The organism is Williamsia sp. R60 (assembly GCF_054063855.1).
Window position 1 is genome coordinate 735,207 of the sequence record NZ_JBSSGR010000002.1, and the last position, 23,834, is coordinate 759,040.

Genomic DNA, 23,834 nt, shown 5'->3' on the forward strand with positions numbered 1-23,834 from the left:
GGCAGGATGGGTGAATGGACCAACAACCGATCCTGCTCTGGCTTCGTCGAGACTTGCGGCTGGGTGATCTGCCACCGCTGCTGGCCGCGGAGGGCAGGCGCGTCCTGGCCTGCTTTGTCCTCGATCCCAGGCTCGAGGCATCGTCGGGTGATCGACGACTGGCGTTCTTGTTCGAGTCGCTCCGTGACTTGCACAAGCAGCTCGACGGCAGACTCCTGGTCGTCCGTGGTGCGCCCGAGCAACAGATTCCCGCCATCGCGAAAGCCATCGACGCCGAGGCGGTGCACATCACCGCCGATTTCGCCCCATACGGCCGGCGCCGAGACCGCAAGGTGGCCGAAGCGCTCGGCGACGTGCCGTTGCGCGCCGAAGGATCGCCCTACGCGGTGACGCCCGGTCGCGTTCGCAAAGACGACGGCGAGCCCTACCGGGTGTTCACCCCCTACTTCCGTACGTGGAAGGCACACGGGTGGCGGGAGCCGGCCGACACCGGAGTGGAGTCCGCGGACTGGATCGACCCCGGTGACGTCGCAGGTGTTGAGTCCATCGACCTTCCCGACCCGCCGACCACACTCGACATCCCTGCCGGCGAGCACGCCGCGCACGAGCGTTTTGCCGAGTTCATCGCCGACGGCGTGCTCGGTTACGAGCAGGACCGCAACCGGCCCGATCTCGAGGCGTCGAGCCGGATGTCGGCGTATCTGAAGTACGGCAACATCCATCCGCGGGCGATGCTTGTCGAACTCGACAAGTCCGAGGGGGCCGGACAGGCCGCCTACGTCAGGGAATTGGCGTTCCGGGACTTCTATGCCGATGTGCTGTACCAGCGACCGGACTCGGTGTGGTGGAACCTGAACAAGAAGTTCGATGCGATGGAGCACGACTCGGGATCGGACGCGGATGCGGACTTCGATGCCTGGCGCGAAGGGAAGACCGGTTTTCCGATCGTCGACGCGGGTATGCGTCAGCTCTCGGGAAGCGGATTCATGCACAATCGGTTGCGCATGATCGTCGCCTCATTCCTGGTGAAGGACCTCCATCTGCCGTGGCAGCGCGGCGCGGCATGGTTCCTCGATCAACTCATCGACGGTGACATGGCGAGCAATCAGCACGGTTGGCAGTGGGTCGCGGGGTCGGGAACCGATGCGGCACCGTACTTTCGGGTGTTCAACCCCACCACCCAGGGCAAGAAGTTTGATCCCTCCGGGGATTACGTACGCCGTTGGGTTCCCGAGCTCCGCTCGATTCCGGGGAGCGCTGTCCACGAACCCGGCGCACTGAGGCCCGACGATTACCCCGAGCCGATCGTGGATCACTCGGCACAGCGCCGGGTCGCCCTGGATCGCTACAACCAGCTCGACTGAATCCCACCGTGCGGGCAGAAAATCCCCCCGCTGGGGGAGTGTCAGATCGGCTTCTTCAGGTCCGGGTTCTCTGCGTAGATCTCGTTGACAATCGACATGTCGAAGATGGCTTCAGGCTTGATGTCGTAACCCGCTTTGGCGAGCGCTTCGATGTTCAAGGCGATCAGCTCATCTGACATCGTCAGCAGGCCATTGGCCTTGGTCTCCTCCGACACCACCAGAAGATTCTGGGCTTCGGCTTCTTTCACCTGCTCACCGAGTTCGAGGCCGAGATCCTTGCCGTACTTGGTGACGGCCAGCTCGGCCGACTTGGCGGGGTCGGCCACCGCGTCGTACCAGCCCTGGATGTCGGCCTTGATGAAGGCTTTGAGCTTGTCGCGTTCGTTGTCGATGGTCTCCTGCCGGACCACAAGGGTCTCGGCGACGAGGGGCAGATTGAAGTCGGCGAACAGGAAGTTCGCGTTGGGGAAACCGCCCTCTGCCAACGTGATCGGTTCATTGGTGACATACGAGACCCAGCCGTCGACCTCACCTTTGGTCAGTGGGGTCGGGTCGTACTGCACGGTGATCTTCTGAATGTCAGAGTCGGTCATGCCATTTGCGGTGAGCAGTGCCTTGAAGACGTTCTCGTTCGACGCCTGGACGCCGATCTTCTTGCCTTTCATCTCCGCGGGACTCAGGATCGGGCTACCCGCCGACGACACGATGCAGAAGGGGTTCTTCTGGAACGTCGCGGCGACGGTCTTGAGCTTGGCGCCCTGCAGGATCACGGGAGCGGTCAGCTGCGGGGCGGTCATGCCGATCCACACCTTGTTCGACGTCAGGCCCGTCTCCACGCCGGTGCCCGGCCCGCCGCCGGTGATCAGTTCAGGGGTGCCGAGTCCGGCGGTTTCGTAGTAGCCGTTCTCGATGGCGAAGTACTCGCCGGCGAACTCGATGTTTTTCTGCCACGACAACTGCACCTTGGGATTGGTGGTGCTGGCCCCACCGCTGTCGCTGCTGCCGGAACTGCAGGCAGCGAGAACACTGGCGCTTCCGACTGCGCCACCGGCGATTAGGGAGTACCGAAGGAAGGATCGGCGGTCGAACGTGTAAGCCATGTGCAGACTCCTGTTTTCAGTGAACGTCGGCGGTACTTCAGATCGAGATCCGCCTTCGGCAGAACTTAAGGTGGCGCGGTTTCGGCCACATTGCGCACGTGCGTTTGTTTGTAACGAGTTGTGAATCTGCCCCGCCGGCAGCTGATCTATGTCGGTGTGGTGCCCATCTGCGCCAGCACGAGCTTTTCGGCGACACCGACAAACGCATAGAGCACGATGGACGCGACCGTGATGACCAGCACCGACGCCCACAGCTCGTTGTAAGCCGCCGCGGGCAACGCCTGCTGAAGGGTGGCGCCCAAACCCTTGTTGGTGCCGAGCCATTCGGCAACGGTGGCTCCGATCATGGCGCCGGGCACCGAGACCTTGGCCGCGGCGAACAGTGCTGGAACAGCCGAGGGCAACGCCGCCATCCTCATTGCGGTCAGGCGGGTTCCGCCGTAGGCCACGATCACGTCGTTGATCTGCCGCGGCGCATTCGCCAGGCCGGTCATGATCATCACCAACGCGGGGAAGAACACCACGATCCCGCCCATCACCGCGACGACGGCCACACCGCGTCCCACCACAAGCGTGATCAGCGGGGTCATCGCCACCAGCGGTACCGACCGCAGCAACATGGCGATCGGCATGAACGTCTGGGCAACCGGGCGGAACATCACGAACAGCGCGGCGGCGACCACTGCTGCGCCCATGCCGCACACGAACCCGATCCCGGCGTCTTTCAGCGTGATCCACAGATTGTCGAGGATCGCGCTGCGGTCGGCCGAGGCCGTCGGGTCGGTGAACAGGTAGTGGAACACATCCACCGGGGTCTTGCCGATGATCGGGCCGATGTCCGGGTACGCCAGCAGGAACAACCACCAGATGGCCAAAATCAGGAAGAACGAGATCACGAGCGAGCCGATGAACTTGGCGATCTCCCAGGCGATCGCCTTGCCGTTGCCTGCGTTCGCTCGCGCTGCTGCGGCCGCGGGAACCGGTGCGGTCGGTGGAGCTTGGGACGTGGTGGTGGCGGTCATTTACTGCCTGCGATTCCGGTGCTGTAGCGGGTGACGAAGACCGAGAAGAACGCGACGATGCCGTAGCCGATACCGGCGACTGCTCCCGCGACGAGAGCGATCGCCCACACGGCCGGGATGTCGCCGCTTTGCTGGGCGATGATGAGCGCCGGCCCCGCACCCTTTTCAGGCATCGCCAGGAACTCGCCGAGCACGGCACCGAGAACCGCTGCCGGTGCGGCGATCTTCAACGCTCCGAAGGTGCTCGGCAGCGCCGAGATGATGCGTACGCGCACCAGCTGCGAAAAGGTGCCTCCGCCATAGACTTTGACGAGGTCGAGGCTGGCCTGATGTGGCGAGCGCAGGCCCGACAACGTTCCGATCATCGTGGTGAAGAACACCGAGATCGCCGCGAGGAACACGATCATGGTCTGTACCTCGGCGAACGCCACCTGCACGATGGGTGCCACCGCGATGATCGGCGTGCAGTAGCTGATGATGGCCAGCTGTGTGGCCACGCCCTCGATCAACGGGATGATCACCACCAGCAGCGCCAGGACGATGGCGAGTACGTTGCCCCACAGAAACCCTCGTAGGGACAGTTCGATCGTGGGTGTGAAGTTGTTGATGTAGTAATCCCAACCCTTGTCCCCGATGGCGTCGATGACGGCCAGCGGGGTAGGGATGGTGCCTTTGAACCACTCGAAGTACCCGGCCATCGTCCAGATGATGAGGACCGCGACAATGCCGATCGCCCCTGCACCCCAGCGCTTCCCGGCCAGTTGTGCCCGGCCGGTGATCTGCGCACCGCCCATCCCTTTGCCTGCGGTCAGGGTGGTCACGCGACGCCCGCCGATCCCTTGTTGCCGAACAGCAGGCCGCTGAGGTGGTCGTGCAGCGCGTGGAACTCGGGCGTCCGCATCATGTCGGGTACCCGCGGGCGGGGAAGGTCGATGGTCACCGTCTCCAGGACCCGTCCTGGCCGGGGACTCATCACTGCGACGACATCGGAGAGGAACACCGCCTCCGCGATGCCGTGGGTGACCATGAGAGTGGTGGCCGGCTTCTCGGTCCAGATGCGCAGCAGCTCGATGTTCAGGCGTTGGCGGGTCATGTCGTCGAGGGCGCCGAACGGTTCGTCGAGCAACAGTGCTGTGGGCTTGACGACCAGTGCGCGGGCGATGGATACGCGCTGTCGCATACCTCCGGACAGGGTGGCCGGTTTGGCCTTCTCGAAGCCCTTGAGGCCGACCAGGTCGATCAGCTCGTCGATGAAACCCTTGTCGACGGAGATTCCCGCGACCTGCAACGGCAGCTTGATGTTCGATTCGACACTGCGCCACGGCAGCAGCGCGGAGTCCTGGAAGGCGATGCCCAGCCCGTGTTGCGACTGGAGTTCTTTCGGTGATCGCCCGTTCATCAGCGCCGTGCCGGCGGTGGCATCCTCGAGACCCGCCAGGATGCGCAGGACCGTGGATTTCCCGCATCCCGATGGCCCGAGAAGCGAGAGGAACGCGCCTTCGGAGGTCTGCAGGTCGACGTTGTCGAGTGCGGTCACCGACGACCCGCCCCGCAGTCCCGCGGACTTGAACTCCTTGGTCAGCCCGGAGATGTTGATACCGGTGCCCAGCGGCCGGGGAGCCTTGGGTGCGGTGGGCGATTCGTCCGTAACACTCATCGACGGAGAGTCAGCGTGGGTCATATCGGCCGACGCTAGGCGTCTGGAGTTTCTTCGTGGTTACACCCGCGTTACCGGGCTCATCCGGATGTCACCGTGGCCTCATTCCGCGCAGCGACAACGCTTTTCGTTGTCTATCGTGCGGGCATGAGATTGGTGTTGATGTTCTACGGAAGCCGCGGCGACATTCAACCCGGTCTGGCCTTCGGGCTCGAACTGCAGCGCCGAGGCCACGACGTCAGGATGGTCGTGCCGCCGAACTACGTCCGCCTCGCCGGGGATCTCGGACTGATCGCGTATGCGGTGGGTTCGGACACCGCCTCGGTGTGGGACAGCCCGCGAGGGCAGGAGATCCTGCGGACCAAGAACCCGTACACCAAGTTGCGGCTGGCCGGTGCGGCGATCAAGGAGGGTTTCGCGGCGTTCGACGCTGACGCGGTGGATTTGCTCACCGGACCCGACGCCAAAGTCACCGGCGTGGACGGTGTGGTGAGCGGACCCCTCTGTCAGGAACGGATGTACTCGATCGCCGAGAAGCTCGGCGTGCCGTTCTCGGTGCTGCGTTTCGGGCCGTTCTCGGAGAACGGGGTGGTCGGCGCAGTTCCCGGAGTCGCGCTGCCAGGTCCGGCTGCGATCAACCGTGCGTCGTGGAAGCTGACCGACGCGCTGGGGTTCATGGTCGGGCGAGGTGCGGAGAACTCGTTCCGAGCCCGGCTCGGACTACCTGCTGTGCAGGAGTCGCTCCACCAGAGATTGATGACAGGCGAGGTTCTTCAGATCCAGGCCTACGATCCGGTCTTGTTTCCCGGTCTGGTCGAGGAATGGGGCCATCGCAAGCCGATCGTCGGTTACCTCGATCTTCCCGCCGACGCGCGAGGTGAAGCGGCCGGGGATGCCGCGACGACACAGGCGGCTACCCGGGCGCTGGATCAGTGGCTGGCAGCAGGTGATGCACCGGTCTTCGTCACGGTGGGCAGTGTGCCGGTTCTCGATCCGGACGCACTCACCCGGGTGATCACCGAAGCCTGTGCGGCGGTGGGTGTCCGCGCGCTGATCACGATGAAAGGGCGGGCCACCGGACCCGACCCGTCGGATGACAGAGTGTTCTTCGCCGAATCGCTCGATCACGCGGCCGTGCTGCCACGGTGCCGCGCCGCGGTGCATCACGGTGGGGCGGGAACCACCGCCGCAGGACTGCGGGCCGGGTTGCCCACCATGGTCTGCCACGGTGGCGCCGACCAGGCGTACTGGGGCAGGCAGGTGAAAACTCTTGGCCTCGGGACATTTTGCCGGTTGAAGGGCTTGACCGCCGAGCGGTTGACGGCCGGCCTGGAGGTGATCCTCGACCCTGCTGTCAGTACACGAGTGGCGGCGGTCGCCGGTGCACTCATCGCACCTGACGCCGCCGCCACGCATGCTGCTCAACTCGTCGAGGACCGTTTCGGGGCGACCCGTTCGGTCAGCCCTTGATGGCTTCCTTCCACTTCACGCGGGCCCCTGTGCGCAGGATGTTGCGCTGGTAGATGCGGGCGGCGAGCCACGCCGCCACCGCGCAGGCGATCATCATCAGGACGATGGTGACGATCACCTGAACCACCGTTGCGTCCCCGGTTGCTATCCGCACCGGCATGATCGACGCTGAGAACGGCGGTATCCACGCCAGTGTCTGCATCAACGTGCTGTCGAGGGAACCGATGCCGAAGTAGGCCGAGTACACAACCGCCATCGCAAGAATGGTGAGCGGGGCCGAACTCGATCCGAGCTCCTCCTGTCTCGACACCACTGCGCCCGTTGCGGCGTATAGGGTTGCGAAGAAGACGAATCCCAGCACGAACCAGACGACAACCGCGGCGAACATCGAGCCTGCCGCCGTGGGCACGTCGAGAATGCCGGTGGCAAGGGCGGCTACGAGCGCGGTACCGCCCAACAGGACCACCTGCGCAAAGGCCATCAATCCGATGCCGACGATCTTGCCCCACAACAGATGTAGCGGTTTGATCGTTGCCAGCAGCAACTCGACCACCCGAGATGTCTTCTCTTCGACGACCCCGGCCGCGACCATGGAACCGCCTTGCAGTACAGCGAACATCAGCAATGAGACGCCGACGAGCGCAACGGCAATACGTTGGCCTTCATTGGGTTTGGCGGGGTCTGTCTCGCTGACGGTGAGTGTGGAGTCGGCGCTGATGGCCGAAAGGTCCACGTTCTCAGCGGCCAGGGCCTTGGTCAACCCGTCCTGACTCACGGCCGTTCGCAATACACCTTCGAGGCTGCCGTCGAGGTCGTCTTTGGTGACTGCTTCGTAGTTGTTGGTTCCGGCGGCACCGGGGACCAACGCCACCTTCACGTCGCCTTCTTTCGCCTGGGCGCGCGCCTCGTCGGCGTTGCCGATGGGCACGATCTCGATGTTCTCCCCGGATGCGTCGCCGACCGCGACGATCGTCTCCGACAGCTGCGAGTTGTCGCCCACCAGTCCGACTTTCGTGGCTTTGTCGTCGCCGGTGAAAATCGAGAGAACGATGATGCCCGCAACGATGACGACCAGCAGGATCACGTTGGTGATGAGGAACGACTTGGTGGCCGCGCGGGTGGTGATCTCGCGCCGGGCAACCAGGTTGATGGCCCGCCACGCGCTCATCCGGCCCGAGCCGGACTTCGGGTGGTTGTTCGGATCGGAAGCGTTCGTACTCATGCGGATACAACCTCTCGGAAGAGTTCGGTCAGGTCGGGTCGGGATTGGGCGAAGTGTGTGACCGGCCCCGTCGCGAGTGCAGCGGTCAGAATTGCCTGTTCGTCGGTCCCCGGCGTCATGCTTACCGTGGTGATCGACCCGTTCTGGATGGTGCCGACAACCCCGGGCAGATGATCGGCCCATCCGGGAGGGGCCTGTGGTGCACCGACGTCGAGCCGGATCTCGCCGGCCGACCGGAGTTCGTCCACGGTGCCCACTGCCCGCATGGTGCCGGAGGAGATGATGCCGACCCGGTCACACAGGCGCTGCACGAGTTCGAGTTGATGGCTGGAGAAGATGACCGGGACACCTTGCGCGGCCTTTTCTTTCAGCACGTCGCTCATCACGTCGACGGCAACGGGGTCCAGGCCCGAGAACGGTTCGTCAAGCACCAGCACATCGGGGCTGTGAACCAGGGCAGCCGCCAGCTGCACACGCTGCTGGTTGCCCAGGCTCAGGCTGTTCACGTCGTCGTTGATCCGCTCGTACACACCCAGCCGCCGTACCCAGGTCTCCACCTGATCATCGGCTTCGGCGCGCGACAGGCCGTGCAACTGTGCGAGGAACGAGAGCTGTTTGCCCACCTTCATCTTGGGATACAGGCCGCGTTCTTCGGGCATGTACCCGATGCGACGTCGGGTGTCGAGGTCGATGGGCGAGTCGCCCAGCAGTACTCGACCCGAATCTGCCGACAGCACACCGAGGATGATGCGCATCGTGGTGGATTTTCCGGCGCCGTTGGAACCGACGAATCCGAAGATCTCGCCGGGGGCGACGGTGAAGGACATGTTGTCGAGGGCCTTGAGGGACCCGTATCTCTTACTCAGACCGTCGACGATGAGGGGAGCGGTCACTGTTCGAATCCTCCTGATTGGCTGACGTTTTCATTGGCCACCACCTGGGGGTAGGCGGCGAAGTCTTCTGGATCGGGGTCGGGTAACCACCATCCGATCAGACAGGTGGGAATGCAGGTGGCCCCGGCGACCAACACGATGAGGAGCACCGCGCTGCCGTAGATCACCTGGCCGCCGACGCTGTTGTCGCCTCCGCCCGACAAGATGATGAGCACGAGGTACGGGACGAACATCGAGACCCACAGCGCGGTGTACGCGATCGATCGGGCAGCGTTGCGGCTGGCCAGTTCGAACTCGTCGAGGGCCGAGGCCGGTGCATCGCTGACATTGCGCGTCACCGCCCGCAGCACGTAGATGAGCGGGAGCATGACAAACGAGATGAGGCCGATGAACGCCGGGGCCGCCCACATGGTGAAGAACATGACGATGGCACTGGCGATCACCAGGATCACCGAAGTGACAAGCGCGACCACGAGCTTGCGGGCACTGCGCCGATTCCGCAGACGGGGGAACCGGTGGCCATAACGACGCAGGAACTTCTCGTGCCTACGTACCTGCCATTCTTCGTATCCACGCCACCACGCCGGTTTCGCGGACTCGGGGATCACGCTGTTCGGATCGTTCACGACGGCCCTCCATTCGTGCGATACAACTGCGTCGACATCGCGCCGAACTCGCGGCGACTGAAGACGGCCTCCACCGGGAGCCCGAACACATCGCAGATGCGAAAGGCCAGGTCGAGGCTGGGATAGTTGTCACCCCGTTCGAGCGAGCCGATCGACTGGACGTTCACGCCCACCAGCTCGGCAAGTTGTGCGCGTGACATCCGGCGCTCGGCGCGTAGTACGCCGATGCGGTTGTAGATCGGCAGGTGGCCTGCCTTCTTGACCGGACTCACAGGGATAAGTGTTGGGAAAACACAACAGAATGTCAATGTTTGCCATACCTGGAGGGCGCTTTGTGATCGCCAGCCTCACGAATTCTCTGCGATCACCATCTCGAGGATGTCCGCGCCCAGCGCGACCGGTCTGCAGGTGGGTGCCGCCGAGGCCGGATCGAGGGCACCCAGTACAAGCCCGACGGCGTAGTCGTCGTAAGGCAGGCGGAAATGGCCGCTCAGATCGGCCGGGCAGCGATCCTGGATGAATAGATTTGTTGCGCCGGCACCTTTGAGTGCAACGGTCGCCGCCGGCTGGATCACTTCGTCCACCTGCGTGCCGATGGTCGTGTACTCGACGCCGGGGACCGTGTCGTTGCCACCGTTGTTGAGTTCGGCGAGCAGCGGCGAACCCTGGACTTGCTGCCACAGTGCGGTGGAGACCAGCTCAGGTGGGATGACGGTGGCGGCGACGTCGAGGGCGCCTGGGATCCGGGCGGCAATCGGCACCAAGCCGTACAGGGAGCTGCCGTACGACGGGGATGCCAGACCCACCCAGTGCCCGACCATCGTCGACCCACCCAACCGGTTGACGAAATACCGGCCGACCGTTGCGCCCTGCGAATACCCGACGATGTCCAGCCTGGTGGCTCCCGTCTCTTGCAGTACCTCAGCCGCGAAGCCGCCGACCTGCCGAGCGCTCTCCACGATGTCTTCGGTGCCGAAGTTGTCGCCGCCCGCCCGCCCGCCGAAGTTCACGGCGAACACGCAGAAGCCCTTGGCAGCGAGCCGGGGCCCGATCTTCGCGAAATCGGAGTAGGCGCTCGAATCCGTGCCGTGGAGTAGAAGAACCGGCCGCGGGTGCGTGGGCGATGGGGTGCAGGTGAAGTCGTTGACGCCGGGCGGCGCCGACCCCGGGTGATCGCCGACATGGCGGGAGGCCTCATGATGCGTGTTCTGAGCCGGGCCGGGAACGGTGGGTACTTCCCACAGCGACGCCGGCGATTCTTGTACGTTGTCTGATCCCTGGCTGCTGTCGGCAGCCGCTGGGGAAACCGAGATGAAGGCGAGAAGCACGGAAATCGTTGCCGCGGCACACAAACTCCGGCGACGACCCGGGCCACGTCTGCTGTCCGTGTATCGCATCGCACACCTCACCTCGGCCCGACCCGCTGTAGATCGATTTGACCATCTCAGCTGACGAGTAGCCGGATTTCGGGCGGAATGTGGTCTGAACGTTGCAGTGCACTGCCACTGTGCTGCGGCTGCGGCACCAGCCGGCCGGGCGCGTCAGGCGAGAATGTCCTGCACCACCCGGGCTGCTTCGCGGCCCGCGCGGTTGGCGCCGATGGTGGACGCTGACGGGCCGTAGCCCAGTAGTTGCAGACGAGGAACAGATGCCACAACGGTCGCCAGCCGGCCGGTCATCACGATGCCGCCGCCCGGAGCCCGCAACTTCAGTGGCGCCAGATGGTCCAGGGCGCTCCGAAAGCCGGTGCACCACAGGATGACGTCGACATCGAGATGATCACCACCGCCACCTCCACCCTCGGGTGTCCCACAGTCCCAGCAGACTCCCGTCGGTGTGATGCGGGTGAACATTGGTCGCCACGCGAGGATGCCGTCCGCGCGGGCGGCGCGTATCGCGTCGTTTTCGGGCAACCCGGTCACCGACACCACCGACCCGGGCGGTAGCCCTGCACGCACCCGTTCCTCGACGCGCGCCACTGCGGCCCGGCCGTTTTCGGGGGTGAACGGGCCACTGCTGAAATGGGGTTCGGTGCGACTGCACCAGAAGGTCTGTGCGCCTTCGGCATTGCGTGCGATCTCGATCAGCAACTGGATGGCCGAGATGCCCGCCCCCACCACGAGAACACGCTTACCGTCGAAATCGGTCGGCCTGTTGTAGTCATGGGTGTGCAGTTGTGTCCCGGTGAACGTCTCGATACCCGGCACATACGGGATGAATGGTCGGTCCCAGGTTCCGGTTGCGTTGATCACGGTGCGCGCCATCAGCTGTGAGCCATCAGAGGCCGAGACCAGGAAGTCGTCGCCGTCGCCGCCGGCGAGCGACACCGAGCGGACGTCGACTGGCCGACGCACGTCGAGCCCGAACCGCTGTTCGTACTGATCGAAGTAGTCGGGCACCGCCGTGGACGCCGGCCACTGGTCGCATTCGACGCCGAGCGCTTCTGACAGCCCGAAGCCGGGAAGGTCGTGCACGTTGTTGGCCCCGGCCAAAGTCAATGTCGGCCAACGGAACTGCCACGCGCCTCCCGGCCCGGGGGAGTGGTCGACGATCATGGTTCGATCACCGAGGCCGTATTTGCCCAGGTAATACCCGGCCGACAGGCCCGCCTGCCCCGCACCGATGACGAGTACATCGGTACGCGCCCGGTCTCCGAAGGCGTTGGAGTTCACCTGTCGAACAATAGCGGTACGCTGACGCCCATGATTGGGACCAGCCGGGATGGCGATGTGCTGACCATCGAACTGCAGCGAGAGCGGCAGCGGAACGCACTCAATTACGAACTGGTGGAAGCGCTGTCGGTGGCGATGACCGACGCGGCAGGGGCAGGTGTGCGGGCCATCGTGCTCACCGGTCAGGGAACCGTTTTCTGTGCGGGCGCGGACCTGTCCGGCCCGGTCTACGAACAGACCTTCCTCGACGAACTGCTGGCGATGCTCCGGGTTGTCGAGAGCATCCCGGTACCGGTGATCGCCGCGCTGAACGGCGCCGCGTTGGGGGCAGGCCTCCAGCTCGCGATGGCCGCTGATCTGCGGGTGATGTCGCCGTCGGCGTGGTGCGGCATCCCCGCAGCAAAGATCGGTGTGACAGTTGACGAATGGACCATCAAGCGTCTCGTCTCGCTGGTCGGTGCGGGTGATGCGGCGGGCATCCTGATCGGTTGTGACTCACTCAGTGCCGACCGAGCTGCTGCCGTCGGGTTCGCCAATCGGATCGGCGATCTTGCCGAGGCGCAGCAGTGGGCCGCGAGCATCGCCGCGCTGGCTCCACTGACCCTGCAGCACTACAAGCTCGTTCTCGGCGACGACGGTGCCCGTGAGGAGGCCGCCCCCGACCACGTCGCAGCGATGGTCAGGGCCTGGCAGAGCCAGGACATGGCCGAAGGGCGCGCGGCTCGGGCCGAGCGACGTCAGCCGAACTTCATCGGGAAGTAGAACCTTCCCGGGCCTACCCCAACCCGTCGCCAACCGGTCCTCGGCACGACCCCTCGACGATACCCGCGCTCAAGTGGGTTTTCGTGGTGGTAACACGGCTGCAGCCTCCCAGATACACGGCGGCCTTACGTTCCTCGCAGTCTCTGGTTCAGAGGAAACGTGGGCATGACGCGAGGGAGAGATATGTCTGCAGACAAAACGGTGGATCCGATAGCCGCGGGGGAATTGCCGACCAACATCAACGCGATGAGCGAGACGTTGGAGGACTACACCCTTCGTTTCGCGCCCCGCAGCTATCGCAAGTGGGGCCCCGCGGTGGTCGCCACCTCGGCTCTGGGTGGCATCGCCTACCTGGCCGACTTCGCCATCGGCGCCAACATCGGCATCGCCAACGGCACGGGAAACGCGTTGTGGGGCATCCTCATCTTCGCGGTGGTCATCGTCCTCACCGGCTACCCGCTGGCGTACTACGCCGCCCGGTACAACATCGACCTCGACCTGATTACCCGTGGCAGCGGCTTCGGCTACTACGGCTCGGTGGTCACCAACGTCATCTTCGCGTCGTTCACGTTCATCTTCTTTGCCCTCGAGGGCTCGATCATGGCGCAGGGCCTCAAACTGGGTCTCCACATCCCGCTGTGGCTGGGCTACCTCATCTCATCGGTGATGGTGATCCCGCTGGTCATCTACGGCATGAACACACTGGCGAAACTGCAGGTGTGGACCACTCCGCTGTGGCTGGTGATGATGGTGCTGCCGTTTGTCTACCTCGTGATCAAGCACCCTGACGCGATCGGAGACTTCCTTGCATTCAGTGGTGGCACCGACGCCCAGGGCGGACACGGCGTCAACTTCGCCGGCATCATGCTCGCCGCCGGTGTGTGTCTGTCGCTGATCGCCCAGATCGCCGAGCAGATCGACTACTTGCGGTTCATGCCTCCCAAGACACCGGAGAACTCGCGTCGCTGGTGGATCGCCGTGATCACCGCAGGACCGGGTTGGGTGTTCTTCGGTGCGATCAAGCAGATCGTGGGCTTGTTCCTGGCCGTCTACCTGATCATGAACTTCGCCGATCAGGCCGGCGTCGCCAACGAACCCGTGGAGCAGTTCCTCGCGGTCTACGAGGAGTTCATGCCGCACTGGCTGGCGATGACCCTCGCCGTCATCCTCGTGGTCATCTCGCAGATCAAGATCAATGTGACCAACGCGTATTCGGGATCGCTGGCCTGGACCAACAGCTTCACCCGCATCACCAAGACCTACCCGGGTCGACTGTTCTTCGTCTTCTTCAACGTCGCGATCGCTCTGGTGTTGATGGAAGCCAACATGTTCAGCTTCTTGAACAACATCCTCAACTTCTACGCGAACATCGCCATCGCATGGATCGTCGTGGTGGCCTCGGACATCGTGTTCAACAAGTACGTCCTGAAGCTCTCGCCCAAGGTGCCCGAGTTCCGCAGGGGCATGCTGTACAACTTCAACCCGGTCGGGTTCATCAGCGTGATCCTCGCCGGCGGACTGTCGGTGCTGGTGTACTTCCACGCTTTCGGTGACGCCATCCAGCCGTACTCGCCGATCGTCGCAACCATCCTCGCGCTGGTGTTGCCGCCGATCATCGCGGTGATCACCAAGGGCAAGTACTACCTGCGACGCACCGACGACGGAATCGACCTGCCGATGTTCGACGAATACGGCAACCCTTCCGACGCCAAGTTGCTGTGCTCGGTCACCGGTATCGAGTTCGAGCGTCCCGACATGCTCGCTTCGAACAAGCCAGGCCCCAACGGGGAGAAGCAGTACATCAGCTCGCTGGCTCTGTCCTGCGACAAGACCGGTGAGCACGTGTTGCCTGCCCAGAAGTAACGCGCCTGCTCTGACTCGTCAGCTCCACCCGTTCCGCGAAGGGACGGGTGGAGCTGTCTTGTCTGTCCCCCCGCCGACCGGGCCGTAATTCCCGCCGACCGGGCCGTAATTCCCGCCGAGCGGGCCGTAACTCCCGTCGAGCGGGCCGTAACTTCCGCCGACCGGGCTGTTCCCATCACCGTGCCCCTCGGAATGTCGCGACGGCCGGCCTTGTTGTGCTCCTCAGTGCTCCAACACGCAGGACCCATCAACGACGAAGGGAACGATGCATGTCACGAATCGCCATCATCGGAGGCCACGGCAAGATCGCGCTCAAGCTGGCCAAGATTCTGACCGGTCAGGGACATCAGGTCAGCTCCCTGATCCGTAATCCAGACCAGTCGGACGACATCACGCAGACCGGGGCCACCCCGGTCATCGCAGATGTGGAAAACCTCTCGACCGACGATATCGCCCAGGCCATCAAGGGCCATGACGCCGTGGTGTTCTCTGCAGGTGCCGGCGGCGGCAGCCCTGAACGCACGTACGCCGTCGACCGTGACGCCGCCATCCGCAGCATCGACGCGGCCCAGCAGGCCGGTATCACCCGCTACATCCAGGTGTCGTACTTTGGTGCCGGACCGGATCATGGTGTTCCCGAGGACAATTCGTTCCACGCCTACGCCGAGGCCAAGGCGGCGGCCGACGAGCATCTCCGTAAGACCACACTCCTCTGGACGATCGTGGGACCGAGCTCTCTCACCGATGAGCCCGGCACGGGTCGCATCGCCACCAAGGAACGCGGCGCCGAAGCCGGCACCAGCGTGTCCCGTGACGATGTGGCGGAGGTCCTGGCTGCTGTTCTCGAGACACAGTCCAGCGTCGGAACCACGGTCGAGTTCACCGGTGGTCAGACGCCCATCGCCGACGCTGTAAAAGGCGTCTGACGGGCGGGTCGGCGCAGCATCTTCAGACCGGTAGGCCTGCGGTCGCCGATTCCCAGTCGAAGTCGCCGTGATCGCTGCCGAGCCCGGTGGCGACCACTCCGGCCACCGCGCAACCGAGGTGCGCCGACCGCAGCAGGCTGAGGTCGTGGAGACGACCCGCGATGAACCCGGCCGAGAACGCATCCCCGCAGCCACTGGTGTCCACAACCTGGACGTCGGTGGCTGCGGCGTGTTCGGCACCGTCGCCGGTGACAACCCAGGCGCCGTCCGCGCCGGCAGTGGCTGCGACGCAGGCAACACCCCGGTCGATGAGGGCGCGACAACCGTCGACCAGGTCGGTGGCCCCCGTGAAGCCCAGCACCTGCTCGTCGTTCGGCAGCAGGTAATCCAGGTGTGGCAGAACGGGTTCGATCCACGCCAACACTCCAGGATCACCGGGCGCCAGGATGTCGGCCGAGACGCGGACGCCCGCAGCCCGGATCCGTTCGAGTACGCCCGCCAGTTCCGATGGGTTGAGCAGCTCGGGCGCACCGATGTGCACGTGATCCGCGGACGTGAGAAGGTCCAGCGGCACACGATCGAGCGGGTAGGCCAGATTGGCGCCGGGCATGTGCAGTGCGGGTCGATCGCCGTTACTGCGGATGGGCAACACGCTCATCGATGTCGGTTGATCATCCACTCGCAGAAGGTGTTCGGTGACCACACCGTGTCGCTGCAGCATGGTGGTGAGCAGGTCGGCGGAGTCGTCGCGACCCACGGCGCCGACCGTCGACACCACCGCTCCGAGTTTGGCCAGTGTGATGGCGGTGCCGCCGGCCGGACCCGCGGGCACCAACCGGATGTGGGGGACAAGGGCCGCGCCCTGGCCGTCGGGTATCGAATCAACCGGGTGGACAACCACATCGAGTACATGGGCACCGAACGTCACGACCTGCATGCATCATCTCCTGGGTAGCGGTGAGTAGCCGCGGTTCGCCGCGGCGACGGCCACCGCGATCAGCTGGTCTCGGCTGAGCACGGCGCCATCGCCGACGGCGGCTGTTCGTAGGTAGATCTCGGCCAGCCATTCCACCAATTCGATGCGCTCACAAGCTGCTTCGACTGTAGGGCCGTAGGCGACCGAACCGTGGTTGCGCATCAGGGCGGCAGTCCGCTCGGTGAACGCCTCGACCACCGCGTCGGTGAGTTCCTGGGTGCCGAAGATCTCGTGGGGCGCCACGCGCACGGCGCCACCGACCAACGCCGCGGTGTAATGCACCGCAGGCAGTTCATCGACGAGGTTGGCCACCGCGATGGAAGCCACCGGATGGGCGTGCGCGACCGCGGCCGCGTCAGTGGAGCGGTAGATCTCCAGGTGCAGGAGCAGTTCGGACGTCGGGACGTGATCGGTGTCCTCGACCACGTGCCCGTCGAGGTCTGTCACCACCAACTGGTCGGCGGTGAGTGATTCGAGAACAGCGCCACTGGCTGTGACGACCACCCGATCGTCGACCCTCGCCGACAGGTTGCCCCCCGTGCCGATCACCAGGCGGCGTGCGGCCAGTCGGTGCGCGGCGTCGACCAGATCCGCTCGCCGCTCTTCGACAGTCATGATGCTGACAATAACGGGCGATGGCGGCGATCCATCACGGATCGCCGCCATCGTTGGGTTTGTTCAGCCCCCGTTGGTTCAGGTGTTCAGCCGACCGGGGTCAGCGAACGGTACGTCGACCGTGAGAACCTTCCTGCCGGTTCGAACTTCGCGAGGATGGAGTCGGCGTCCTCTCCGGTCACCTGGGTGATCAGCGACTTGGCGTCGTCCACGGAGTTGATGGAGAGCACCGGCGACGGATCCGAGAGCAGGCCGAACAGCGCTGAGCCGAACTTGGGATTGGTTGCCGCGGCCGGGAACAGCACCGCAGCGTATTCCTGGAACACCGGGTCGCGCAGGAAGATCCGGGTGGCGAGGTTGGCGGCGTCCACACGGCTGGTCAGGAAGTTGTTGTAGGTGGCGATGATCCAGGCGTCGTCGAACTCGCCCTCGTGGTCCTTGGCGGCGGCCACGAACTGTGCGGCCTGGATGAACCCGCTCTGCGCCCCCTGGCCCGTGATGGGGTCGTAGGCCACGGCCGTATCACCCAGAGCAACCACCCGGTGTCCGCTTGCTGTGTGCCCGAGCGCGTTTCGCACGGTGGGCGTGACCGCTCCCTGGAGCCAGGAGTGTGGGTCCTCCTCGATGACCTGGGTGCTGAGCACCTCGGGCAGGTCCCAATCGAAGTATTCGCGATGCAAGTCGATCACTACTTTGTGGGCAGAATGCGCGTCGGTGACCGACTGGAACCGGCGTTCCCATTCACTGCCGGGTTGCGCCCACCCGAGGAACGACCATGACGGCCCGGCATCTTTGTGCAGGTAGGGGCCCCACCAGCCCTCGCCCTGGTCGGCGAAGTTGAACGCCTGGTGCTTCGGGCCCGCGGGACTGCGGTGCGCGAACACATCTAGGTCGTGACCCAGCCCGGCCACGGTGAGCAGGAGGACGCTGCGTTGTGGGCTCTTGTAGGGCGATCGTGATTCGTCGACGGTGAACAGGCTGGACAGTCCGGCCTTGCCGGTGGCGACGAAGGTCAGGTCGTTCTCGGCTGCGATGGAGTCGAGTCGGCCCGGATCGACGTTCTCGACCACGAAGCGGCCACCCTTTTCGAGGAACAGGGTGAGACGCTCGTCGACCTTGAGCCTGGTGTCGACACCGATCGCCTCGAATCCGGGGAACTCGGCGTCGAAGTCGAGGAGCTCGGTGTAGTCGTGCCCGCTGCCCGTGATGGTGCGAGCGCTGATCCCGGTGACCTGCGGCGCCCGGCCGGCAAAGTTGTCGACGCCCAAGGCGGTCTCGGATTGCTGTGACAGGCCGAACGTCACCGCGGTACCGGTGGCGGATACGTCGTGCAGCAGGCTCCGCTGATCACGCTCGCTGTAGACGGTCACGTCGAATCCTGCGTTGAGGAAGCCGACGGCCGCCGAGACGCCTGTTTGGCCTGCCCCGATGATGGCGACGGAACGGTTGGTGTTGCTCATGCAACGATCTCCTGTGTTTGTGCGAATGATGTTGTTCGAGAATCGAATACGGAGTGATTACGATGCGGCGACGTCATGACTGTCCGGCAGTCGCGCCGGTACATCGCGGTGTTCCGGCCCCCCAGGGGGCCTCGGTGGAAATAGTCATGCCGTCGAATCTCATGCCGGTGAGCATTCGCTGATTCGCGATACCGCGGAAGGATTCGACTCAGGCCGAAGTTAAGTGCATCTGAGCGAACAGGGCATCTCAGCGAACACAGCCGCGCAGCTCATGAAGGCCAATACAGTTTGTTCGAGCACTCGCGACGCGACGTGCCGCGGGAACAACGATTGGTGGACGTAGTGACACGGCTGGCGAACAGGGTCGCATTCATCACGGGAGTGGCCCGCGGACAGGGTCGCGCGCATGCGGTGCGGCTGGCACGTGAAGGCGCCGACATCGTGGGTGTTGACCTTGCCGGGCCGTTGCCGGGTGTTCCGTACGACTCGGCGACGCCGGCCGATCTCGCCGAGACCGCGGGCTTGGTCGAGGCCGAGGGTCGTAAAGCACTTCTTCGTCAGGGGGATGTTCGCGACCTCGAGGGGCTACGGTCCCTCGCCGCCGATGCGGTGACCCAGTTGGGTGGACTCGACATCGTGGTGGCCAACGCCGGCATCTGTATTCCGGCCACCTGGAACGAGGCGACCCCGGAGATGTTCCGCGATCACATGGACATCAACGTCACCGGCGTGTGGAACACCGTGATGGCTACCGCGCCTCACCTCGTCGAGCGCGGACGCGGGTCGATCATCCTGATCAGCTCGTACGCCGGGAAAAAGGTGCAGCCTTTCATGGTGCACTACACCACCAGCAAGCATGCCGTCACCGGCATGACCCGGGCGTTCGCTGCCGAATTGGGTGCGCACAATGTGAGGGTCAACAGCGTGCATCCCGGCGCCGTCGCCATCCCGATGGGGTCGGGCGACATGGTGGCCCGCATCGAAGAGACCAATGCAGCCAATCCGCGGTTGGCGCCCATGGGTACACCGTTTCTCAACCAGTACGCAGCAGACCCGGATGAGGTGTCCAACGTGGTCGCGTTCCTGGCGTCGGACGAGTCGTCGTTCATGACTGCCGAACACATCTCGGTCGACGGTGGTGCCCAGTACTTCTGACCGTGGGTCGGGAATCTGCCATCTGCCCTGGCAACCGTGGGCAAGGGTTCTACGGTTGATGGGTGACTGATCGGACGGATCGACCCGAGCGCATCTCGGCGACGCAATTGCTGGCCAAGCTCGCGGACGAGGGCAGTTGGCACCCGTGGGACTCGCAGATCACCGCGCTTCCCGACGATGCCGGGTACGCCGAGGACATTGGACGTGCCCGCGAGAAGACCGGACTCGACGAGTCGATCATCTGCGGTGAAGCCGACGTCAACGGGGTGCGAGTGGCCGTTGTTGTCAGTGAGTTCGGTTTTCTGGGCGGATCGATCGGCCGGGACGCGGGACGTCGCGTGGTCACGGCGATCCGCCGAGCGACTGCTGAAGGTCTGCCGTTGCTCGCCCTTCCGGCGTCGGGCGGGACGCGGATGCAGGAGGGGACTGCGGCTTTTCTGCAGATGGTCAACATCACGGCGGCGGTCGTGGATCACAAGGCCGCGCACCTTCCATACGTGGTGTATCTGCGTCATCCGACCACCGGTGGTGTGTTCGCGTCGTGGGGCTCGCTGGGACATGTGACGTTGGCCGAGCCGGGCGCTCTTGTCGGCTTTCTCGGCCCGCGAGTGTACGAGGGCTTGTACGGCGAGGCATTCCCCGGGGGCATACAGGTGTCGGAGAATCTGCGCTCGCATGGTTTGGTCGATCTTGTTGTCCCGGTGGACGATCTGGGATCAACGGCCTCGCGAATCATCAGGTTGCTTGCCGACCCGATGGTGAGCGATGGGCGCTCCCGAGGCACGCCGGCCGAGGTGCCCGTGAGTGAGTCGTCGGCGTGGGATGTGGTGGAGCAGTCGAGGGATCCCGGCCGGCCAGGCGTGAGTCAGTTGCTGCGCGAGTCGGCCGACGAGGCGGTGGAACTGGCCGGTGGGGGCGAACTGGATTCGCGCAGCGGCATCATTCTCGCGTTGGCACGCTTTGGTGGGCATTCGGTTGTGGTCGTCGGGCAGGACCGCAACCGTCAGGTGCCCGGATCGCTGGTGGGACCTGCCGACCTGCGGCTGGCCCGCCGGGGTATGAGGTTGGCACAGAATCTGCATCTGCCGCTGGTGACGGTGATCGACACTCCGGGCGCCGATCTGTCCGCTGACGCCGAGGAGTCGGGCCTGGCCAACGAGATCGCTCATTGCATCGCGGAGTTGACTGCGTTGACGGTGCCGACGGTGGCGGTGCTGCTGGGTCAGGGAGCTGGGGGAGCCGCGCTGGCGCTGTTCCCCGCGGATCGGGTGGTGGCCATGGAAAACTCGTGGCTGTCTCCGCTGCCGCCGGAGGGCGCCAGCCTGATCGTCTATCGGGACACCGACCATGCAGCCGACATGGCACGGAGCCAGGGAATCCGTGCGACCGATTTGCACGCCGCCGGCATCGTGGATGTGGTGGTCTCCGAGGCCGCGTTGGGCGGCTTTCTGTCGGAGCTGGGTGACCGGCTCGCCGCCGAGATCGATGCGTTGGACGACAGCACGGTCGAAGCCCGCGCCGGGTGGCGGACGGAACGCCTCCGGCGCATCGGTGGTGTCGAGATTTGAACTGCCTGGACCTAGTTCCGGCCAGCCGTCTAGGCGACATCCTCATACCAACTCTCCGGAGGTGGGCAGGGGTCGGGTAGCTGTGCCACCTCGTCGAGCCAGCGTTGTTCTTCTTGATGCCAGATCGGGTGCTCGATCCGCCATTGCTGCTCGGCGAGTTCATCTTTCGCTCGCTGGCGAAACCATGCGGCGTGAGCTTCTTCTTTTTTGCGCCGTTCGTCCACCATTCGCTGGTATCGCCGGTCGGGGAAATGCGTGTCGTTCGGAGTTAGCGCGTCGTCGGTGCCGCGTTGCCTCCACCCGACGCGTCCAACCCATTCTGGGGGTCCGGTTCCGGAGGTGATGATTTCGGTGATCCAGCCACCGTCGCCGTCGTGGACCTGAGCGTGGTCGCCGTCGCATACGAGGGTCAGGACGGTGATGTCGGTGCGTCCACCGTCTTTCCATTCGTGCATGTGATGCACTGCGGTGCGGGTGGCAGGCTGATCGCAGCCGGGCCGCGAACATCCGCGTTCGGCCGCGATCAGAGCGATTCGCTGGATCGCCGATGCCAGACGTTTTTCACGGCCTAGGAACAGCGGCCGGTGTGCGTTGTCGAGCAGCGCAAGGAATTTCCGGTTGCTACCTGCCAGCGCGAGTGCATCCCGGACGGGGAGAGTGCCTCCCGATGCGGTGGTGGCAATACCGGTCTCGGTCTCCAGTTCGTCGACTGTCATGGTTGCCACGACGATGGCCGGCTGTCCGCGGTGCTTTCCGAGGGTGCCCGACCCGACGACCGTCTCCAGCATCTTCTTGAACGCGTCATGGTTGCGTTGACCCTGTGTCCGGTTGTCTCGTTCAGCGGCAGCAGCGAGAACCGTACTGTCAGCGAGATCGGCGTCGCCACCGGGTGATTCGGGGTCGTCGGGGTTGTTCATGCCTGGCTGCGCCCATTTCGCCGCGACAACGTCCCAGAGTGCACGGGTTGCCGGATCGAGCGTTCCGGAGATCCCACTCATGTGGTCGATGTCTTGGCGCCCCGGCGTCAGGTCGCGTCGGCGGGCCCGGTCGGCGTCGTCGGTGAACTCGCCATCGGGGTTGAGATAGGCGAGCAACCGCTGCGCAACGCTTTCCAGCTGATCTGGCGACAGCGCGCAGGCCTGGTTAGCCAGATCCGATTCGATGGTCGACCAGTGTTCTGGCGTCCGTAGAGAAGTGGGCAACTTGGCCAGTGCGCGATGAATCACCCGGTAGTGCGCAAACTCTACTTCGCCGGCGTCCATCGTCGCCGCTGCGGCCGGATACGCGGCGGGCCGCGGTTCGCCGTTGAGTTCGTGCCAATACCTCAACCGCTCAGCGGCTTTGCTGCGCGCGCTGGCTTCGGAGGGGGTGAGCCGCAGCAGTGTCGACAGAAACCTGGCCGGCTTGAGTCCTCGCTTTGCCGCGACACCACGCTCACGCAGTTCCACCGCCCACCGAATCTTCACGGCATCATCTCGGCGCGCGCCCGTCTCGACCAGGGCAGTGGCCGCGACCACCTCGTCGTCGGTCATCGACGACAACGGCACCGTCAGCAGTTGCTGCGAGACGGCCTCGCGAACGGCCACCAACTCGCCGGCATCCAGCTGCTGGATGGCGGCGATCAGATCGGCCGTTTCGCTCATGTGTTCGATTGTAGGAGAGGGTTCTGACAATCACCCGAGCTCGACCCGCCGACTGAGTTCGCTCCACCTATTTGCGTTCGAGCCCGGTGCAACAGGCTCGAACGCAGGCGAGTGGAGCGAATTTGGCCGCCTCGTCACCCCAACCGCCGCACCGACTCGGGAACATCACCGGCGGTATGGGTGACCGGCTCGCCGTAGACCACTCGCATCGGCACCTCGCCGGTCCAGCCGGCAGCATCGTCGTCACCGGGGCCGCCCTTGCGCGCCTTCGTGATCCATTGCCCATCGATGATGGGAAGTGACAGCACCAGTGTCGCGGCCAGTTGTTTGCTCGTGTGCGGTGGCACCTCGGCGCTGCGGCCCGGGAGAATGCTGTCACTGAGGGCGGTCAGGGCCTGCGCCGGGTCGAGCGACGACTTCTCTATGACACCGCGAACAACTGCCGACCGGTAGTTCATGGAGTGATCGAAGAGCGTGTCGGCCACCACGAGTCCATCGGCGATGAACGCTGACAGCGCCACCGGGGCACCTGCCGCGATGTGTCGCAGAGCGCCCGCTCCCGTGGAACCGTGCAGGAGGATCTCGTCACCGTGCCGAGCGAAGAGCATGGGAACAGACCACGGCAGGCCGTCGACCACTGTGGTCACGGTGGCCACCTTGGCTTCGTCGAGAATCTGATCGAGCAGAGCGCGGTCGCCCTGACGTTCCTTGCGGCGATTGAGTTGGTCCACGGTGAGTCCCTTTGTCGTCGGTGCACGCACAACGTCCCAAGAGCGCCCCGCCGCGTCAAGCCGATTTGCAGGTCTGACCCCGGCCGGCCTGGTCGTGTCTGCGTGCGGC

22 protein-coding genes are annotated in these 23,834 nt (G+C 64.6%); 7 read left to right on the plus strand and 15 right to left on the minus strand.

The window, feature by feature from the left end; all coding sequences use genetic code 11:
- The first annotated feature begins 14 nt into the window (after positions 1–14).
- Entirely contained in the window at positions 15–1,364 is a 1,350-nt protein-coding gene (locus tag ACVWY6_RS10370) for a cryptochrome/photolyase family protein (RefSeq protein WP_457537804.1), read from the plus strand.
- A gap of 41 nt (positions 1,365–1,405) precedes the next feature.
- On the opposite strand, the gene ACVWY6_RS10375 is transcribed toward ACVWY6_RS10370, so the two are convergent.
- The 4 genes from ACVWY6_RS10375 to ACVWY6_RS10390 form a co-directional block, all read right to left on the minus strand.
- Positions 1,406–2,464: an ABC transporter substrate-binding protein gene (locus ACVWY6_RS10375; protein WP_457537806.1), complete on the minus strand. Its 1,059-nt coding sequence runs from the start codon at positions 2,462–2,464 to the stop codon at positions 1,406–1,408.
- Positions 2,465–2,610: 146 nt separating this feature from the next.
- Positions 2,611–3,486 (minus strand): ABC transporter permease, encoded by an 876-nt coding sequence (locus ACVWY6_RS10380; protein WP_245969110.1) that lies wholly within the window; start codon positions 3,484–3,486, stop codon positions 2,611–2,613.
- Positions 3,483–4,280, minus strand: a complete 798-nt coding sequence (locus ACVWY6_RS10385; RefSeq protein ID WP_457538579.1) for an ABC transporter permease — start codon at positions 4,278–4,280, stop codon at positions 3,483–3,485. The genes ACVWY6_RS10380 and ACVWY6_RS10385 overlap by 4 nt, the downstream gene beginning before the upstream one ends.
- A gap of 23 nt (positions 4,281–4,303) precedes the next feature.
- Complete coding sequence (locus ACVWY6_RS10390) at positions 4,304–5,143, minus strand: ABC transporter ATP-binding protein (protein WP_457537808.1); 840 nt, start codon at positions 5,141–5,143, stop codon at positions 4,304–4,306.
- A gap of 147 nt (positions 5,144–5,290) precedes the next feature.
- Here ACVWY6_RS10390 and ACVWY6_RS10395 point away from each other — a divergent pair, with 147 nt between their 5' ends.
- On the plus strand, positions 5,291–6,613 hold the full coding sequence (locus ACVWY6_RS10395; protein WP_457537810.1) for a glycosyltransferase: 1,323 nt from the start codon (positions 5,291–5,293) through the stop codon (positions 6,611–6,613).
- On the opposite strand, the gene ACVWY6_RS10400 is transcribed toward ACVWY6_RS10395, so the two are convergent.
- The 6 genes from ACVWY6_RS10400 to ACVWY6_RS10425 all read right to left on the minus strand — a co-directional run bounded on the left by ACVWY6_RS10400 (position 6,603) and on the right by ACVWY6_RS10425 (position 12,026).
- Positions 6,603–7,835 carry an ABC transporter permease gene (locus ACVWY6_RS10400; protein ID WP_457537811.1) on the minus strand — a complete coding sequence of 411 codons (1,233 nt, stop codon included), beginning with the start codon at positions 7,833–7,835 and terminating at the stop codon, positions 6,603–6,605. The genes ACVWY6_RS10395 and ACVWY6_RS10400 overlap by 11 nt on opposite strands.
- A complete protein-coding gene (locus ACVWY6_RS10405; RefSeq protein ID WP_457537813.1) occupies positions 7,832–8,728 on the minus strand; it encodes an ABC transporter ATP-binding protein in 897 nt (298 codons plus the stop codon). The genes ACVWY6_RS10400 and ACVWY6_RS10405 overlap by 4 nt, the downstream gene beginning before the upstream one ends.
- Positions 8,725–9,354 (minus strand): hypothetical protein, encoded by a 630-nt coding sequence (locus tag ACVWY6_RS10410; RefSeq protein WP_457537815.1) that lies wholly within the window; start codon positions 9,352–9,354, stop codon positions 8,725–8,727. The genes ACVWY6_RS10405 and ACVWY6_RS10410 overlap by 4 nt, the downstream gene beginning before the upstream one ends.
- A complete protein-coding gene (locus tag ACVWY6_RS10415; RefSeq protein ID WP_023959804.1) occupies positions 9,351–9,626 on the minus strand; it encodes a helix-turn-helix transcriptional regulator in 276 nt (91 codons plus the stop codon). Before ACVWY6_RS10415 ends, ACVWY6_RS10410 begins: the two co-directional genes overlap by 4 nt.
- A 75-nt stretch (positions 9,627–9,701) precedes the next feature.
- Positions 9,702–10,751 carry an esterase/lipase family protein gene (locus ACVWY6_RS10420; protein ID WP_457537817.1) on the minus strand — a complete coding sequence of 350 codons (1,050 nt, stop codon included), beginning with the start codon at positions 10,749–10,751 and terminating at the stop codon, positions 9,702–9,704.
- Between the two features lie 144 nt (positions 10,752–10,895).
- Positions 10,896–12,026: an NAD(P)-binding domain-containing protein gene (locus ACVWY6_RS10425; protein WP_457537819.1), complete on the minus strand. Its 1,131-nt coding sequence runs from the start codon at positions 12,024–12,026 to the stop codon at positions 10,896–10,898.
- 30 nt (positions 12,027–12,056) lie between these two features.
- Here ACVWY6_RS10425 and ACVWY6_RS10430 point away from each other — a divergent pair, with 30 nt between their 5' ends.
- The 3 genes from ACVWY6_RS10430 (at position 12,057) to ACVWY6_RS10440 (ending at position 15,577) form a co-directional block, all read left to right on the plus strand.
- A complete protein-coding gene (locus ACVWY6_RS10430; RefSeq protein WP_457537821.1) occupies positions 12,057–12,788 on the plus strand; it encodes an enoyl-CoA hydratase in 732 nt (243 codons plus the stop codon).
- 183 nt (positions 12,789–12,971) lie between these two features.
- Complete coding sequence (locus tag ACVWY6_RS10435; protein ID WP_023959812.1) at positions 12,972–14,651, plus strand: purine-cytosine permease family protein; 1,680 nt, start codon at positions 12,972–12,974, stop codon at positions 14,649–14,651.
- A 269-nt stretch (positions 14,652–14,920) separates the two neighbouring features.
- Complete coding sequence (locus ACVWY6_RS10440) at positions 14,921–15,577, plus strand: SDR family oxidoreductase (protein WP_457537823.1); 657 nt, start codon at positions 14,921–14,923, stop codon at positions 15,575–15,577.
- Positions 15,578–15,599: 22 nt separating this feature from the next.
- Here ACVWY6_RS10440 and ACVWY6_RS10445 read toward each other — a convergent pair whose 3' ends face one another.
- The 3 genes from ACVWY6_RS10445 to ACVWY6_RS10455 all read right to left on the minus strand — a co-directional run bounded on the left by ACVWY6_RS10445 (position 15,600) and on the right by ACVWY6_RS10455 (position 18,628).
- Positions 15,600–16,514: a carbohydrate kinase family protein gene (locus ACVWY6_RS10445; RefSeq protein WP_457537825.1), complete on the minus strand. Its 915-nt coding sequence runs from the start codon at positions 16,512–16,514 to the stop codon at positions 15,600–15,602.
- Positions 16,515–16,517: 3 nt separating this feature from the next.
- Entirely contained in the window at positions 16,518–17,168 is a 651-nt protein-coding gene (locus ACVWY6_RS10450; RefSeq protein ID WP_457537827.1) for a class II aldolase/adducin family protein, read from the minus strand.
- 86 nt (positions 17,169–17,254) lie between these two features.
- Positions 17,255–18,628, minus strand: a complete 1,374-nt coding sequence (locus tag ACVWY6_RS10455) for a styrene monooxygenase/indole monooxygenase family protein (protein ID WP_457537829.1) — start codon at positions 18,626–18,628, stop codon at positions 17,255–17,257.
- A 342-nt stretch (positions 18,629–18,970) separates the two neighbouring features.
- On the opposite strand from ACVWY6_RS10455, the gene ACVWY6_RS10460 reads away from it, so the two are divergent.
- Positions 18,971–19,783, plus strand: coding sequence for a mycofactocin-coupled SDR family oxidoreductase (locus ACVWY6_RS10460; RefSeq protein ID WP_457538581.1), 813 nt, complete (start codon positions 18,971–18,973; stop codon positions 19,781–19,783).
- 62 nt (positions 19,784–19,845) lie between these two features.
- The gene (locus ACVWY6_RS10465) at positions 19,846–21,351 is read left to right on the plus strand and encodes a carboxyl transferase domain-containing protein (RefSeq protein ID WP_457537831.1); all 1,506 of its coding nucleotides are present in this window, start codon (positions 19,846–19,848) and stop codon (positions 21,349–21,351) included.
- A gap of 29 nt (positions 21,352–21,380) precedes the next feature.
- Here the strand turns inward: ACVWY6_RS10465 and ACVWY6_RS10470 are convergent, their stop codons facing one another.
- Together ACVWY6_RS10470 and ACVWY6_RS10475 are read right to left on the minus strand one after the other, a co-directional pair.
- Positions 21,381–22,994, minus strand: a complete 1,614-nt coding sequence (locus ACVWY6_RS10470; protein WP_457537832.1) for a DUF222 domain-containing protein — start codon at positions 22,992–22,994, stop codon at positions 21,381–21,383.
- A 134-nt stretch (positions 22,995–23,128) separates the two neighbouring features.
- On the minus strand, positions 23,129–23,725 hold the full coding sequence (locus ACVWY6_RS10475) for a pyridoxamine 5'-phosphate oxidase family protein (protein ID WP_023959827.1): 597 nt from the start codon (positions 23,723–23,725) through the stop codon (positions 23,129–23,131).
- Positions 23,726–23,834: the final 109 nt, after the last annotated feature.

Excerpts from the sequence above, each read along its gene's own strand:
- ACVWY6_RS10370 (WP_457537804.1), top strand. The coding sequence starts at position 15 with ATGGACCAACAACCGATCCTGCTCTGGCTTCGTCGAGACTTGCGGCTG.
- ACVWY6_RS10375 (WP_457537806.1), bottom strand. The coding sequence starts at position 2,464 with ATGGCTTACACGTTCGACCGCCGATCCTTCCTTCGGTACTCCCTAATC.
- ACVWY6_RS10380 (WP_245969110.1), bottom strand. The coding sequence starts at position 3,486 with ATGACCGCCACCACCACGTCCCAAGCTCCACCGACCGCACCGGTTCCC.
- ACVWY6_RS10385 (WP_457538579.1), bottom strand. The coding sequence starts at position 4,280 with ATGGGCGGTGCGCAGATCACCGGCCGGGCACAACTGGCCGGGAAGCGC.
- ACVWY6_RS10390 (WP_457537808.1), bottom strand. The coding sequence starts at position 5,143 with ATGAGTGTTACGGACGAATCGCCCACCGCACCCAAGGCTCCCCGGCCG.
- ACVWY6_RS10395 (WP_457537810.1), top strand. The coding sequence starts at position 5,291 with ATGAGATTGGTGTTGATGTTCTACGGAAGCCGCGGCGACATTCAACCC.
- ACVWY6_RS10400 (WP_457537811.1), bottom strand. The coding sequence starts at position 7,835 with ATGAGTACGAACGCTTCCGATCCGAACAACCACCCGAAGTCCGGCTCG.
- ACVWY6_RS10420 (WP_457537817.1), bottom strand. The coding sequence starts at position 10,751 with ATGCGATACACGGACAGCAGACGTGGCCCGGGTCGTCGCCGGAGTTTG.
- ACVWY6_RS10430 (WP_457537821.1), top strand. The coding sequence starts at position 12,057 with ATGATTGGGACCAGCCGGGATGGCGATGTGCTGACCATCGAACTGCAG.
- ACVWY6_RS10435 (WP_023959812.1), top strand. The coding sequence starts at position 12,972 with ATGTCTGCAGACAAAACGGTGGATCCGATAGCCGCGGGGGAATTGCCG.
- ACVWY6_RS10440 (WP_457537823.1), top strand. The coding sequence starts at position 14,921 with ATGTCACGAATCGCCATCATCGGAGGCCACGGCAAGATCGCGCTCAAG.
- ACVWY6_RS10445 (WP_457537825.1), bottom strand. The coding sequence starts at position 16,514 with ATGCAGGTCGTGACGTTCGGTGCCCATGTACTCGATGTGGTTGTCCAC.
- ACVWY6_RS10450 (WP_457537827.1), bottom strand. The coding sequence starts at position 17,168 with ATGACTGTCGAAGAGCGGCGAGCGGATCTGGTCGACGCCGCGCACCGA.
- ACVWY6_RS10455 (WP_457537829.1), bottom strand. The coding sequence starts at position 18,628 with ATGAGCAACACCAACCGTTCCGTCGCCATCATCGGGGCAGGCCAAACA.
- ACVWY6_RS10470 (WP_457537832.1), bottom strand. The coding sequence starts at position 22,994 with ATGAGCGAAACGGCCGATCTGATCGCCGCCATCCAGCAGCTGGATGCC.